At 45.0% G+C, this 13,894-nt stretch carries 15 protein-coding genes; 4 read left to right on the top strand and 11 right to left on the bottom strand.

What is annotated here, in order from left to right; all coding sequences use genetic code 11:
- The first annotated feature begins 28 nt into the window (after positions 1 to 28).
- Both DESHY_RS06890 and nrfD read left to right on the top strand, forming a co-directional pair.
- Positions 29 to 814 carry a 4Fe-4S dicluster domain-containing protein gene (locus tag DESHY_RS06890; protein ID WP_008411508.1) on the top strand — a complete coding sequence of 262 codons (786 nt, stop codon included), beginning with the start codon at positions 29 to 31 and terminating at the stop codon, positions 812 to 814.
- A gap of 34 nt (positions 815 to 848) precedes the next feature.
- Entirely contained in the window at positions 849 to 1,994 is a 1,146-nt protein-coding gene (nrfD, locus tag DESHY_RS06885; RefSeq protein ID WP_008411506.1) for an NrfD/PsrC family molybdoenzyme membrane anchor subunit, read from the top strand.
- Positions 1,995 to 2,574: 580 nt separating this feature from the next.
- Here nrfD and DESHY_RS06875 read toward each other — a convergent pair.
- The 5 genes from DESHY_RS06875 to DESHY_RS06855 form a co-directional block, all read right to left on the bottom strand.
- On the bottom strand, positions 2,575 to 3,726 hold the full coding sequence (locus DESHY_RS06875) for a cache domain-containing protein (RefSeq protein ID WP_008411502.1): 1,152 nt from the start codon (positions 3,724 to 3,726) through the stop codon (positions 2,575 to 2,577).
- Positions 3,727 to 3,953: 227 nt separating this feature from the next.
- Positions 3,954 to 4,235 carry a hypothetical protein gene (locus DESHY_RS06870; RefSeq protein WP_008411500.1) on the bottom strand — a complete coding sequence of 94 codons (282 nt, stop codon included), beginning with the start codon at positions 4,233 to 4,235 and terminating at the stop codon, positions 3,954 to 3,956.
- A 30-nt stretch (positions 4,236 to 4,265) separates the two neighbouring features.
- Positions 4,266 to 4,502 (bottom strand): hypothetical protein, encoded by a 237-nt coding sequence (locus DESHY_RS06865; protein WP_008411498.1) that lies wholly within the window; start codon positions 4,500 to 4,502, stop codon positions 4,266 to 4,268.
- Between the two features lie 157 nt (positions 4,503 to 4,659).
- Entirely contained in the window at positions 4,660 to 5,247 is a 588-nt protein-coding gene (gene spoIIR, locus DESHY_RS06860; RefSeq protein WP_008411496.1) for a stage II sporulation protein R, read from the bottom strand.
- 168 nt (positions 5,248 to 5,415) lie between these two features.
- Positions 5,416 to 5,790, bottom strand: a complete 375-nt coding sequence (locus DESHY_RS06855; protein WP_008411494.1) for a hypothetical protein — start codon at positions 5,788 to 5,790, stop codon at positions 5,416 to 5,418.
- A gap of 514 nt (positions 5,791 to 6,304) precedes the next feature.
- Between DESHY_RS06855 and DESHY_RS06850 the strand changes: the two genes are divergently transcribed.
- The gene (locus DESHY_RS06850) at positions 6,305 to 6,973 is read left to right on the top strand and encodes a phosphatase PAP2 family protein (RefSeq protein WP_008411492.1); all 669 of its coding nucleotides are present in this window, start codon (positions 6,305 to 6,307) and stop codon (positions 6,971 to 6,973) included.
- A 141-nt stretch (positions 6,974 to 7,114) separates the two neighbouring features.
- Here DESHY_RS06850 and DESHY_RS06845 read toward each other — a convergent pair whose 3' ends face one another.
- The 3 genes from DESHY_RS06845 to DESHY_RS06835 form a co-directional block, all read right to left on the bottom strand.
- The gene (locus DESHY_RS06845; RefSeq protein ID WP_008411490.1) at positions 7,115 to 8,740 is read right to left on the bottom strand and encodes a DHA2 family efflux MFS transporter permease subunit; all 1,626 of its coding nucleotides are present in this window, start codon (positions 8,738 to 8,740) and stop codon (positions 7,115 to 7,117) included.
- A 3-nt stretch (positions 8,741 to 8,743) separates the two neighbouring features.
- Complete coding sequence (locus tag DESHY_RS06840) at positions 8,744 to 9,397, bottom strand: HlyD family secretion protein (RefSeq protein ID WP_008411487.1); 654 nt, start codon at positions 9,395 to 9,397, stop codon at positions 8,744 to 8,746.
- A 66-nt stretch (positions 9,398 to 9,463) separates the two neighbouring features.
- On the bottom strand, positions 9,464 to 10,312 hold the full coding sequence (locus tag DESHY_RS06835) for an efflux RND transporter periplasmic adaptor subunit (RefSeq protein WP_008411485.1): 849 nt from the start codon (positions 10,310 to 10,312) through the stop codon (positions 9,464 to 9,466).
- A 246-nt stretch (positions 10,313 to 10,558) separates the two neighbouring features.
- Between DESHY_RS06835 and DESHY_RS06830 the strand changes: the two genes are divergently transcribed.
- Complete coding sequence (locus DESHY_RS06830) at positions 10,559 to 11,008, top strand: RDD family protein (protein ID WP_008411482.1); 450 nt, start codon at positions 10,559 to 10,561, stop codon at positions 11,006 to 11,008.
- Here DESHY_RS06830 and DESHY_RS06825 read toward each other — a convergent pair.
- The 3 genes from DESHY_RS06825 to DESHY_RS06815 are packed head-to-tail and all read right to left on the bottom strand — an operon-like array spanning position 11,003 to position 13,854.
- A complete protein-coding gene (locus DESHY_RS06825) occupies positions 11,003 to 11,857 on the bottom strand; it encodes an aminotransferase class IV (protein WP_008411480.1) in 855 nt (284 codons plus the stop codon). The two genes, DESHY_RS06830 and DESHY_RS06825, sit on opposite strands and share 6 nt — an antisense overlap.
- Complete coding sequence (gene pabB / locus DESHY_RS06820; protein ID WP_008411478.1) at positions 11,838 to 13,277, bottom strand: aminodeoxychorismate synthase component I; 1,440 nt, start codon at positions 13,275 to 13,277, stop codon at positions 11,838 to 11,840. Before pabB ends, DESHY_RS06825 begins: the two co-directional genes overlap by 20 nt.
- A complete protein-coding gene (locus DESHY_RS06815) occupies positions 13,270 to 13,854 on the bottom strand; it encodes an anthranilate synthase component II (RefSeq protein WP_008411476.1) in 585 nt (194 codons plus the stop codon). The genes pabB and DESHY_RS06815 overlap by 8 nt, the downstream gene beginning before the upstream one ends.
- Between the last annotated feature and the right edge of the window lie 40 nt (positions 13,855 to 13,894).

The raw sequence follows: 13,894 nt of genomic DNA, 5'->3' as shown, positions 1-13,894 counted from the left end.
TCTGGATTAATTGGGAGGTGAAAAGCCCATGGCAAAAGGCGTTCTGGTCGATATTACCAAATGTGTAGGCTGCGGCAGTTGTACCGTTGCCTGCAAGCTATATAACGACACCAAGTGGGATGAAAAACAGCCCACCGTGGGCCCTGACGTTAAACTTTCAGATAAAAACTGGACTGTGGTTAAGTTTCACGAAATCAAAAATAAAGAAGGACAACCTGTCTGGCGTTTTGTCAAGCAGCAGTGCTTCCACTGCAAGGAACCTGCCTGCGCTTCTGCCTGCTTTGCTAAGGCGTTCCAAAAAACCAAAGAAGGCCCGGTAATTTATTATCCGCATTTGTGCGTTGGTTGCCGTTACTGCATGGTGGCCTGTCCCTTCAATGTTCCTAAATACGAGTGGGAAAAATCTTTCCCGCTGGTAACAAAGTGTATGATGTGCAGCAATAAAGTAGCTAAAGGCGAAGCACCTGCCTGTGTGTCTGTTTGCCCGGCCGGCGTATTTAAATACGGAGACCGGGAAGAACTGTTAAAAGAAGCCAAGGCCATAATTGCCAAGGATCCTAAATATGTAAAACACATTTTTGGCGAAACAGAAGTTGGCGGCACTGAGTGGATTTATATTTCTGATATCCCCTTTGAGCAATTAGGTTTTAAAACCAATGTTACCAAGCGTCCGCTGCCCAGCTATACCGAGGCTTACATGCACGCCACTCCCTTTGTGGGCATTGCGTGGGGCGTTGTTTTAACCGGTCTTTACCACTATACCAAGCGGCGCAACCAAATTGCCAAGGAAAACAATAAAAATATTAAAGCCTAACAGTTTAAATATCCAGAGAATTGGGGGGATCACTATGGCGTCTCACGCCCAAGCCCAGAAGTGGAGTTTTCGAATTACTCCCATACGTGTATTACTGCTGCTGTTATCCGCAGTGGCCACTGCCATCATTATTTTTCGTTTAGTTACCGGTCTGGGGATTGTTACCAACTTGAGCGATGAATGGCCCTGGGGCCTGTGGATCGGCTTTGACGTTCTCTGCGGTGTTGCCCTGGCCGGTGGCGGTTATGGTACAGCTTTAATTGTACACGTTTTACACCGGGATTATTTCCATCCCATCGCCCGCAGTGCAATGCTGACTTCATTACTTGGTTACCTGCTGGTTATGGCCGGACTGTTCCTTGATATTGGCCAGTGGTTTAATTTCTGGCGCCCCTTTGTATCCTGGGGTCATTCCTCGGTTCTGTTTGAAGTTTTCTGGTGCGTTTCCTGCTATACAACTGTGCAAATTCTGGAGTTTGGTGAAATTGCCACCGAGCGTATCGGGAAAAGGTTCCACAATATTTTCAAGGCCGCCCTTCCCGTGTTAATGATTGTTGGTATCATTTTCCCCACCCTGCACCAATCTTCGCTGGGTGCCCTTTACCTGCTGATGGTTGACAAGCTGTACCCGTTATGGTGGTCGCCCATTATCTTCTTATTTTTCTTAATGTCATCTTTCTTCGTGGGTCCTGCCATGATTTGCGTGGAAACCACCCTGGCCGGCAAGGCTTACAACCACTGGATTCCTATTCCTGTGTTGCGTAAGTTGATAAGAGTTTCCGGATATGCCATGATTATATATCTGGTACTGAAAATCTTTGATTTAATGAACCGTGGTGTATTTAATCTGGTATTTTCCGGTACCTTTGAAGCTAATATGTTCTTAATTGAAATGATTTTCGGTATCATTATCCCCATTTTTATTTGCTTCAGTAATTTCAGCAGTTCTCGCAGCGGTTTGTTTATCTTTGGTTTACTGGTAAGCCTGGGCGTCGTATTGAACCGCATGAACGTGGTAATTACCGGTATGATCCGTTCCACCGGGGTATCTTATGTTCCTTCCTTAGCTGAATTTACTGTCAGCGCCGGCCTGGTAGCCATGGGCGTACTGGCTTACTGCTTCATTGTTGAAAACTTCCGCATTTTGGAAGACGACGAGCATCACAGTCATGCCGCCTAAAGAAATTTTGTGCTAGGTAAGAAGGGCGGTGGTTGAAATATACCCCGCCCTTCTTTTATAATAGTTATAAATCGCGCCTGCTTTATTTTTCTGTATAACCCGATACCTAGTCGGGTTTTTTCTTTTGTCCAGGTGAAAGGTGGTGTTGCAACCGGCCACCACCTTTAATATTAAAACACCGCGCCTGCATTTTCCCATATAACCCTTTGGTGGGCTTTTCTCTTTATTTATATTCACCTGGACATTTTTAAATAACGTGCACAGAACGATTACAATAAAAATTGTATGTCATTAGCCAACGGCGTGCAACTTTATGTAAATATGAAACATAAAATTTATTTGTATATTTAAAATTTTCAAATAAATATTTGCTGGTGCTTAATCAATTGCCCTGCTTTACTCATTTTTTATAAAATTAAGTTAATTAAATTAATTAAGTAACTGCCTTTCGAGATGTGGGTTTGTAATTGTTAATATAAAATTGGCCGCTCCTGGCTTAGTAAAGCGACCATTCTCGTTTGCCACCGTGTTAAAATAAAAACGGTTTAAGGAGCTGCCTTAAACCAGTGAAACCATATAACTACTGACGGTAATTACTTAATAATGTATACAATTTTAACGGCCTGCCAATAGGGCCGTATTGCATTTCTACTTTTACCCTGCCGCACTTTTCCATAAAATCAAGATAACGACGTACAGTTACTTTGGTCAGTTTAACTTCTTCGGCAATTTCAGACACTGATAAATGACCTTGCCGACTTTTTAAATAATTAAGAATTTGCTGCAAAGTTGTTTCATTTAAACCTTTGGGTAACTCCCCCCAATCTTCTTTAATTTCTTTAACCTCCTTTAATTGCTCACAGACCGTCGCTTCATGGTTTTCAGTATCGGCAATGACACCATCGGCAATAACAGCATGGTTTGCCGGGGGTAATACGGCACCTGCGTTTTTACTGATTTGTTGTGTTAAACCTTGGATTAATTCTACCAGCTGGTTAAATGAATGAGCCAGTTCCCCGATCTCATTTTTATAACCTATAGCCACTGAGGCCGAAATATTACCGGCAGCAACCTTTTGGGTTTCCGCCTGAATCAATTTGAGCGGTTCAATGATAAATTTCTGAGTAAAATAAAGCGTTCCCCCAAAAACCAGCAGCGTTAAAGCAGTTCCAATCAAGGCCATACGCCAAAGGGATTCATACAGCAGTTGGTCATAAAACTTTTTGGAAATACCAACATAAAACATGCCTATGATATTTCCCCTGTGATCGTAAATCGGACTGTAGGCTGTTTGATACTTTTCCCCCACCACTTCTGCTTCTCCAAGATAATCTTTGCCTTCGGTCAGCACCTTTTTGGCCACCACATCCGAAGAGTGGGTACCCACCGCTCTTTGACCGTCGGCTTTTTTTATGGTTGTGGCTACCCGGGTATTGCCAAGAAACAGGGTGCAGGTATCTCCCGTAAGACTGCTGATATAATCAACAACCTCAAAATTATTATTCATTTTGACCTCGCCCTTATAAAGGTACCCATCCACCACATGCCAAGGCCCGGGATACTTTAAATCGATAATGGTTTTGGCTGTAGCTATATCACTTTTTGCCTTTGTTATAGCTGCCAGCTCTGAGGACTTTTTTATCTGTAAGCCCACTGCTATCATAAAACAAACGGCAAGCACTAAGGTTACGACGACAACCAAAATAGTGATTTGTTGTTTAAGTGATTGCAACCAAAGTACCCCCCTCCGCCCGATAGGTTTATTTACTCTAAAGTTCTACGCTGATTAAATTTAACCTGCCTTACTAACAGAAAACAATCTATATTAATTTAATTTTTTGAATAGTCTAAATTATTAACCCATAAAAAAGCCCGCATGCAAAAACAGCGGGCAAACCATTGACAAACCGGGTTCTAAAACCTTTGAGCTTTAGTTTTTACACCGTCAACTGTTAAGATTTAAGATGCTGACTCGACAAAATTCTGGGGATCCTCCAGGAAGTATACCACAAAGGCCCTTGCCGGGTCTTTCCGAATCTCCTCCATGATTGAAGGCCCTACCGAAACCTCGCCAATCAAATTGATGTCAGAATTAATGTCAAACTCTTCATCTTCGATAGGTTTAAGCACCTCTACGCCGGGGTTAGGGTCTTTCGTCTTAATGTTGAGCGCCAAATATTTCTCCCTGGCTTCCGCCACACTGTCAGCAAAAATAATTCTCGTATTGGTTGGATGCTGCATGTTGCCATACCTCCTGTTATTGTTAATTTATTATTTGTCCACTTTCTTTGACAGCCAATTCTGCAGCCACTTGTTAAGTAAAACAAGACCGGCCCCCAGTAACCCTAAGGCTGCCAGAGAAGCCGCCAGGTGCCAACCGGGGCTTAAGGGCAAACCCTGCAAATAAACGTTAAAATTTTTTAAAGCAGAAGATGCAATCATAACATATAAAATCAGCACCATGAAAATAAAATAATTGGCTTTGGGAGCAGGATTCTTATTCTGCAAAGTCTCAATCCTTTCCAATAACAACTTAAATATTTAGGAAAATAACAGTTCGTATAAGTTGGTTTTATTTTACTATATTTATTAAGTTTAGTGTAGAGCATTGTTCTAATTTGCATAAAAATTTATAATTTCCACTAAATAATTTAGTTTGCTAAATCTAACTAAAGATGTTCAGAAAGTCTGTACATTTTAATCTAAATTCCACCTGATCCTTTTCAAAAACCTTTAATCCCTTGCCTTTGACATCCTCCGGCAGGGTCTCTACGCTGTCTGCAAAACAAAGGGGGGGAAATAAAACGCACCACCAGTTTTCTCCTTTTCCTTCACCAATAATAATACGTACGGCATGATAATTTCCCGCCGGCAGAGTTAAGTTGCCATAGCTTTTGGTGGGAAAAGCAAAATCACCCACCATAACTTCCACCGGATAGTCTTTTCCCACACTGTTAACCTGTCGTTGAGCTAATTCCTTAATCTCCCGGATATTATCCTGCACGATTTGTTCTGCCTCTTGCCTGGTGGAAGCAGAACGAAAACGATCTTTCATTTCGTTAACAATGACATCTCTTACCATGAGTTTTAGTTTTTGATCTTCCCAGCTATTACTGTTGGCTATCACATGAAAACGAATCAGTTGGCCCGCAAATTCCTGTTGAATATAAATACGATAAGAAATAAAGGCAAAACTTATGCATACAAGTATCAGACAAGCCAAATGGTAATTTTTGTATATGCCTTTAAACAAAACAGACACCTCACATACGCTAATCAACTACCATAAGTATGCGCGGTATCTGTCAAAATTATACATGGCTAAACTTTGGTCAGAGGCCTGTAAATAGTTTTGTGCTTTTACCCTTTGCCAACAACAATTAGCGAACAAGCAACCTTCTACAAGATGCAAATAGTTTTCTTACTGGTGCCAGTGGTCATGCCGGTGGTTACACCGGTCCTCTAATTCAATATACTCTTGAAAGCTATCCCGCCAAAACAGATCTACCAGGGGCCGCGGGCTGTCCGGCACCTCCCAAAATATCAGCATACCGCCCTCGTCGTTCCTCAGCAACCAGCCGCGGGTACCCGGTGGCACATCCCCCAGTTTAACTTTAGCCCTTACCCAGACCTCACCCCTGGCCTTATGTACGGCCATCATCTGCCTGGCCATCTCCAAGGTGTGCATTAAACCGTTGACAGTCTCCTGGACCTTGCCCTGGCTGAGCATCTCAATGCCCTCTGTACATAGTTTAATTACAGTTTCCAGTTTTACCTTGGGAACCTCCCTGTCCATCCGTTGCCCCCCCATTAATTAATAATAATGTTATTAAGATCAACCTTCCTACTGATGAACGATAATGCTGTACCCAGGTCTGCAACTTCACTCATCTCCCTTAATAAAGCCGCAGCTTAAAGGGTTGGCTTTCCCCTTTTTAATTTTTTAATAATGAGGCGGCCTTTCCCTGAGCGGGCACTTAAGGCAGTAACAGTCCTCACATTCGTCTTGACAGGAAGTATTGCATCGGCACGGAACATCCTCGTAAATACATTTCATGGGCAAAACCTCCCACCGTTTGTGTTAATTGTTTTTGTATATTCCACCATTCCCTTTGGTTTTCCTGTTATTTTTAAAATCCCGGTGCCATAATACAATAAAAAAACGGCAATTTATCTAAAGAATAAAATTTACCGCCAACACTACAAGATATAAAATATAAAGTTGTATAATAAAATACTGAAACAAAAGACAATTTATCCTGTCAATTATTATAGACCATGTCATTTCAGGCAAAAGGATGGGTGGTGAAATGAATACCTTTAAAGGGCAGGCAGCCTCCATTAGTCTGATGTTATCAATCCCGGCCGTAAGTATTTTTTACAAAATCTTAAATAATCCAGGCCGGGAGGTAAACAGTCTGGTTACTCACCTGGATCGGGAAATCCCCTTTATTAAAGCATTTATTATACCCTATCTGGGCTGGTACTTTTTTATACTTTATGTCCTGCTATACCTGTGCTTAAAGGATAAAAAAACATACTACAAAACACTCCTAAGCTACAACCTGGGGCTGGTTGTCTGTTATCTTTTTTTCTTCACATACCAAACAACGGTTCCCCGGCCGCAGCCGGCAGGTGATGATATATTAACCTATTTGGTGTTAACACTTTATAAAATAGACCAGCCGTATAATTGTTTTCCCAGCATTCATTGTTTAACCAGTTATCTGATGATTAAAGCCATTAACAAATCCAGTTTCAAATCAAAATTTCTTTACTGTGGGGTAACCGTTTGCGGCGTGCTGATCATTATATCTACCTTATTTGTCAAACAGCACGCAATTTTAGATGCACTGGCTGCCATTTTGCTGGCTGACATTATTTTTAAACTGGTTTGCTACGTTGATGAAGAAAATATTATGGCCCGGCTCAAAAAACAGCACCTGCCGGTGACCACAAAAAAAAGGCTGGGTATCTAACCCGCCTAAAAAAAACGCCCCCATTTAAGAGAGCCAGACTGTCGATAAATATAAGGTTTGTTTACACACTGCACTCCCCAATTTTAGGGGAGCGCAGTGTGTTATGTGAAACAGGTAATCCCCATGGCCGGCGAGGCTGATTTAAGCCGGCAGCCGCCCCTGACTTAAATTTTGTTGTTTGATTCTTTCCTGCTCCACTCGCTGTTTGCTGAGCAAAAACATCAAAGGCAATACCAGGGCGATAATGACAGCGCTTACCACGAAAGTATCACTGATGGCGTTCATAAAGGACTGCCGGGCCAGCAAACCGGAGATCACGCTATAGCTTCCCTGCCGGGCAGCTTCTCCGTTTAATCCGTAACCAACCAAATAACCTTTTATTTGAGCCTGGGCTAAAGAGGCCACCGGGGATGTCAGGCTGACACTTTCATTTAAAACGGCGGTATGATATGCCTGTCTTTGCAGCATAACATAGGTTAAATAAGCAATGCCCATTGAGCCGGAAATCTGCCGGACGGTGTTGTTCAGGGCCGAGGCCCGGCCTACCAAAAATCTCGGCACAGTGTTCATGCCCGCAGTGGTCAACGGCATGGTGGCTAACCCCAGACCAACCGCCCGCAAAGATAAGATAACCTGCAAATGACGATAACTTGTGTCCAGCGTTAAGGTGTGCAGGTAATAAGTAACCGCCACTACCAGGGACATCCCGATCATACCCAGCCAGAAGGCACCGAACTTATCAAACAATTTACCGCTAATGGGCATCATTAAACCCGTCACCAGGGCCATGGGCATCATTAACAAGCCTGTTTCCATCGGTGTGTAACCAAGCAGGTTCTGGGCATAAATGGGTATTAAAAACACTGCTGAAAACAAACCAATGGTTGTCAGGCAGGTAGCCAGCAAACTGGCGGACAACACAGGATTTTTTAGCAACCTGATATCAATCAGCGGGTTGGGCACCTGCAACTCCCAGAGGGCAAACAGGCAGAGGACAAAACCTGAAAAAACAAGCAGCGTCACAATATATTGCGATGTCCAACCCTTGTCCTGTCCTTCGCTGAGGGCCAGCAGCAATGCAAAACAGCCGGCCGAACTGAGCAAAATGCCAACCAGGTCGGGTTTAAGGTTCTTTTGCACCGGTGTTTCCTCAAGATAAGCAATGGCCAACATAATGGCCACAATGCCGATGGGAATATTAATGGTAAAAATCCAATGCCAGCTGTAATTATCTACCAGGTAACCGCCCAGGGTGGGCCCCACAGCGGGTGCCATAATGGCAGCAATACCCCAGATACCTAAAGCCAGTCCTATTTTCTCTCGGGGGATAATACGGTAGATCATGGCCATGCTGACGGGAATAATCATCCCCCCGCCAATGGCTTGAATTACCCGGAAAACCGTCAGTGATTGGGTGCTCCAGGCTAATCCGCAGAGCAACGATCCCAGCGTAAAAGCCGCCACCGACCAGATATACATACGCTTATTGCCAAAGCGGTCTCCCAGATAGCCGGTAATAGGTACTACCACACCGGAAGTAAGCATATAACCGGTAAGAATCCATTGAATTTCATCCGCTGACGATCCAAACAGGGTCATAAAGCGGGGCAGCGCCACGTTTACAATACTGCTGTCCAGGATGGCCATAAAGGCCCCGATGACCAGGATCAACAAGGCACCCCAAGGTATTGATTTTGCTTCAGCAGCATACGGGGGCGGCTGATTTTGCCGGCGGGATGAGTTATCCTGATTGTGCAGCCCCACCACCCCCTATTTGATATGAATCTTAACCACAGCATTCATGCCCGGCAACAAACGGCATTGCCGGTAATCATCAATGCTGATCTTTACAGGTATCCTTTGTGTTACCTTGGTAAAGGAATTGCCGGTATTCTGCTGGGGCAACAAAGAAAAAACTGAGTTAGCGGCATTGCCGATGGAAACAACCTTGCCTGTAAACCTCACCCCAGGAAAAGTGTCGATAGTATAGTCAACAGCCTGACCAACTCTTACCTTGTTGAGGCTGGTCTCCTCAATGTTGGCTGTTATATACAAGTTTTGCAGGTCTGCCATCATAACCACCGGTACGCCGGGCGAGGCTATTTCGCCGACGTGCCCGATCTTCTTAATAATTGTCCCGCTAATGGGTGCTTTGATGACAGCCAGGTCTAAGTTGGCGCCCGGTGTTAAAGTTACGTCCGACAGCCTGGCAATCATTTCTCCCTGATCAACATACTGATCTTCGTACACCGGCAACTCAACCAGCAGGCCGGCCACCTGAGGGCTGACTTTAATTATTTCACCGTCCACCCGGGCGTCTTCTGTTGCTACATAGTGTGCGTTTTGATACCAGTAATAAAAAGAAACCGCCGCCAGTGTAACAACCATGGCCAGCAAAACCAGATAAATGTTTTTCTTTTTCATAATTCCCTCCGCATCTGCAACAGGTCAGGGTTACAGTCAACTATAAACCTTTTTGTTTAAATATGATCAGGGGATTGTAACTTCCGCAAACATGCCCGGCTTTAACAAATGATTGGGGTTAGCCACCTGTATTTTGACAGGAAAGGCCTTGGTTTGAGAATCGGCAGCCATGGCAATGTTACTAATTTGACCGGTAAATGGCTGCTCTGACACAGCTGCCACTTTCACTTGAACCTGCTGCCCCACTTTAAGTTTGTTGATATGATGTTCATCCACCGTCCCCCGGATAACCACCTGGTCAAGGTTTACCAGGGTTAAAACCGGATTTTGAGTGCCTGCCATTTCGCCAGGGTTAATGTTTTTAGCCGTAATAACGCCGGCAAAGGGAGCTTTGATAAACATGTCGTCATAAGCAATTTGCTTTTTTTGCAGGACGGCCTGGGCCGATCTCAATTTTACTTCTGCCTTTTTATAAGGTCCCTCGTAGAGGTTTTCATAATCCGCCTGGGAAATTGCCTGGGCTGCCAGCAGTTCCTTACCCCGCCGGTAGCTATTTTGGGCCAACTCATATTCTACCTTCGCGCTGTCCACCTGGGTAATTGCTTCTGTTACCTCGGCGGCCTTATCTTCCGCGGCCAGGCTGACCAGTAACTGGTCTTTTTTAACAAAACTGCCCATATCAACATAAACGGCAGCAACCTTGCCGGCCACTTTGCTTACCAAGTTAGCCCACTGCACCGCTTCAATTTTCCCGCTGAAAGTGATGACCTTTGGTTTGTTTTTTTCGGTAACTGCAGCCTGGGTCGGTGCTTTTTCCCCGGTCGCTTGCCGGTTAGTGCCTGCCGGCTGGTTACACCCATACAAAAATACCAGCGCAGACAACAAAAGCGCGGTTATAACATTTCTTGTTGCCACCCGTGATGTACCCCCATTCAATATTCCTACTCAATATGCAAAAGTTAATTCGCCACGTTCATACAGCTTCCTTCTGTCTCACAAAAAATATTTTTAATTCTAAATAAATAATACTTTGTCGAAATTTCTCTGCATATAACAAAAAACCTGGCCGGGGTGCCGGGCTTTGTCTGTCAAAATATTATGGTTGAAAATATTAAAACAATTTGTTACTTTTGTAAAAAATGCAAGCGTTAGGAGGTACATATGAGCGAACTGCCCTACGCCAGCCCTTTTGAGCGTTTAATTGCCCGGATTATTGATAAAGTGGTTATTACTTTACCCATTTACCTATGGCTTGGCTGGCAAAACAACCAAAAAACCATTGAAACCATAGCCGGCGGTTTTCTGTTGGCAGCTATTGTATTATTGAACATAGTTTGGCACGGTCAAACGGTAGGCAAAAGGGTAATGAAAATCCGTATACAGGCATATAACAGCAAAAAATTACACCCGGGCCGCTACTTGTTGCGGGAATTTGCCTTTACTCTCTACCCGGTTTATTTGCTAACCTATCCTTTAGTTAAAACCGGCTGGTTGTTTTGGATGTTGACCACCATCGTGTTAATACTTATGTACGGCAGAGGTCTGCATGACTATGCCGCCGGCACCGTGGTAATAAAAACGGACCCTGTTGCTGCAACCGGGGAATCATAAGCATTTATTACTAACGCTGTCCTCTATGAACGTCCGGTATAATACAATCAATTGCCCGGTTAGCCGGCCCGGCTTTCCGTCGCCGACAAGCATTTCTCCCCTGCGGGTTACAGGCATGATGCCAAACAAAGAGTTGGTTAAAAAAATCTCCTCGGCGGCAAAAAACTCGGGAATGGTTATCTGCCCCACCGTTAAAGGTAGGTTATTTTTTCTGGCCAAGTTTATAACAAATTCCCTGGTAACCCCCGGCAACAAGCCCTCGCTTTCGCCGGGGGTAATTATGTTTTGATCTTTAATAATAAACAGGTTGCTGACCGTCCCTTCACACAACCGCCCCTTAGTGTTGCAAAACAGCCCTTCAAACCAGTTATTTTTCCTGGCTTGTTCCCTACCCAAAAAATTTTCCAAATAGTTTAAGGTTTTGTGTTTCACCAGTTCTGACTGTTCATTTTTAATTTGTTTTAACAGCCCCACCGCCACACCGGTTTCATAAAACTCCGCCGGGTAGGGTTGTCCCGGCTGCACAGTGATAATTACCCGAGAAGCAATTTTTGCCGCACCCGGTACAGGTTCATCGGCCAGCAAAGTGATTTTCAGTTTGCCCGCCGGCAGCCGGTTGGTTTCCAGCAGGTACTTCACCCATTGAATTAACTGTTCATCCGGCGGCATGGCTAAACGCAAAAACCGCGCTGAAGCGCGCATTCTTCTCAGATGTTGCTTAAGAAACAGCGCTTGGTTGTTTTGAATTAAAATAGTTTCAAAAAGACCGTAACCATAAGCACAGCCCCAGGTTAGAACGCCCGGGCGGTTATTATGTACCGGACGCCCGTCAATCAGTGTAAGGACCATGATAAATGCTCCCTTCAAACCGCAGTGCCCTTAATAATGCCTTTGCCTTATCAAGGGTTTCGTAATACTCGGCAGCGGCATCTGATTTGGCAGTTATGCCTCCCCCCACATGAAAATAGTAGCGCCCTTTTACTTTGATAACGGTTCTGATAACAATGTTCAAATCTGCCCTGCCGTCCAGGCCGATATAACCAAGGGAACCGGTATAAATGCCCCGGCGCACCGGTTCCAACCGGTCAATAATTTCCATGGCTTTAATCTTGGGCGCACCGGTTATAGAACCACCGGGAAAGGCCGCCTTTAATAAATCGAAAATTCCTTTATTGCCGGGCAGCTGCCCCCTTACAGCGGCAACCAAATGGTGGACGGTTGAAAAAGTTTCTATTCGATAGGGCATTTCAGCCTCTACCGATCCGATTTCGCAAACTTTGCCCAGGTCGCTTCGGGATAAATCCACTATCATGGTTAACTCTGCCCGGTCCTTGTCACTGTGCTTAAGAGCCAGGTAGTTTTGCAAATCCTCTGCTTCATTGGCACCCCGGGGCCGGGTGCCTTTAATAGGACAGGTTATTACCTGCCTCTGATGATTTAATTGTAAAAAGCGTTCCGGTGAAGAACATACCACTTCAATAGCCGGAAACTTTAAGTAGGCAGACTGAGGAGCCGGACTGATAGATTTAAGATCTTGAAATAATTGCCAGCTGTCCATAGCTGATTGCAGCTCAAAACGCTGGGAGAGATTGACCTGAAAAATATCCCCGTTTAAAATGTGTTCAACAGCCTGCCTTACCCGCTCCCGGTAAGATTGTCCGGTAAAGTTAGCCCGCAGGTTGACGGGCGGCTGTCCGGTTGCTTTGCCGGCCGCACCGCTGTTGTACTGTAATAACTCCCGCAGCCAAGCGGCCCTTGCCCTGGCCCGGACTGCTGCCTTTGCTCCGCTTGCTGCCGGGTGGCCGGTAGAAACGATAATTTTTTGCCCGGTCAAGTGATCCGCCACCAGCACCACATCATATAAACCAAAACAAAGATCCGGGGTTTGCAGATCATCCGCCGCTGCAGCAGGCACCTGTTCTAATTGCCGCCCCAGGTCGTAACTGAAAAAACCCACAGCCCCACCGGTGAATGGAATTTCTGGTATTACCTCTAATGGCTCTAACCTTGCCAAGCAGTTTTTCATGACATCCAGGGGGTTGCCCGCTACCGATGTCTGCCCCGGTTTATGCCGCCACTGGACAGTAGTTAAACCGTTTTTTGAAACAATTACAGCGTAAGGGTCAGCCCCCAAAAAAGAAAACCGTTCTTCTCCGGCGGGCTGTCCGGTAGCCAGCAGAAAACTATAAGGCAACTCTTTTAGGCTGGCAAACAATTGGTCAACCGTTTTATCTGTGTGAAATTCCACCAGTAAAGGTTTTCTAATCATGCCACTTACCGCCCTTAATATTTAAAAAATTTGCCAGTAAAACTTTTCCCCGGGGCGTTAGCACGGATTCCGGGTGAAATTGTACCCCTTCCACAGTATAAAACTTATGCCGCAAGCCCATAATTTCACCTTTGCCGGTCCAAGCCGACACTTCTAAATCATCCGGCAGGCTTTGCCTGTCGACACCAAGCGAATGATACCTGCCCGCCGCAAAAGGGCTGCTAATACCTGCATAAATGGTCTTGCCGTCATGCCAAACAGGCGAGCTCTGGCCGTGCATTACCTGCGGTGCTCGTACTACTCTGCCGCCAAAAGCCTCCCCGATGCACTGATGCCCCAGACAAACACCCAGCACCGGTATCCGGCCGGCAAAATATTTTACTGCCTCTGTTGAAATACCCGCTTCCTTGGGCGAACAGGGCCCGGGTGATATGACAAGGTGAGTGGGCGCCAAAGCCGCCAACTCTGCACAGGAAATTTTGTCATTGCGAAATACTGTTACATCATGGCCCAGTTCCTTTATATACTGGTAAAGGTTATAAATAAAAGAATCATAGTTATCGATGATAATTACCATGGTCCCTCCGCCCGCAAATGTTTTCTATAGCATTGTACCG

Source organism: Desulforamulus hydrothermalis Lam5 = DSM 18033 (assembly GCF_000315365.1).
GTDB classification, from domain to species: Bacteria; Bacillota; Desulfotomaculia; order Desulfotomaculales; family Desulfotomaculaceae; genus Desulfotomaculum; species Desulfotomaculum hydrothermale.
This window is presented reverse-complemented; position numbering and strand designations above follow the sequence as displayed.

Excerpts from the sequence above, each read along its gene's own strand:
- DESHY_RS06890 (WP_008411508.1), top strand. The coding sequence starts at position 29 with ATGGCAAAAGGCGTTCTGGTCGATATTACCAAATGTGTAGGCTGCGGC.
- nrfD (WP_008411506.1), top strand. The coding sequence starts at position 849 with ATGGCGTCTCACGCCCAAGCCCAGAAGTGGAGTTTTCGAATTACTCCC.
- DESHY_RS06870 (WP_008411500.1), bottom strand. The coding sequence starts at position 4,235 with ATGCAGCATCCAACCAATACGAGAATTATTTTTGCTGACAGTGTGGCG.
- DESHY_RS06855 (WP_008411494.1), bottom strand. The coding sequence starts at position 5,790 with ATGGACAGGGAGGTTCCCAAGGTAAAACTGGAAACTGTAATTAAACTA.
- DESHY_RS06850 (WP_008411492.1), top strand. The coding sequence starts at position 6,305 with ATGAATACCTTTAAAGGGCAGGCAGCCTCCATTAGTCTGATGTTATCA.
- DESHY_RS06840 (WP_008411487.1), bottom strand. The coding sequence starts at position 9,397 with ATGAAAAAGAAAAACATTTATCTGGTTTTGCTGGCCATGGTTGTTACA.
- DESHY_RS06830 (WP_008411482.1), top strand. The coding sequence starts at position 10,559 with ATGAGCGAACTGCCCTACGCCAGCCCTTTTGAGCGTTTAATTGCCCGG.
- DESHY_RS06825 (WP_008411480.1), bottom strand. The coding sequence starts at position 11,857 with ATGGTCCTTACACTGATTGACGGGCGTCCGGTACATAATAACCGCCCG.
- pabB (WP_008411478.1), bottom strand. The coding sequence starts at position 13,277 with ATGATTAGAAAACCTTTACTGGTGGAATTTCACACAGATAAAACGGTT.
- DESHY_RS06815 (WP_008411476.1), bottom strand. The coding sequence starts at position 13,854 with ATGGTAATTATCATCGATAACTATGATTCTTTTATTTATAACCTTTAC.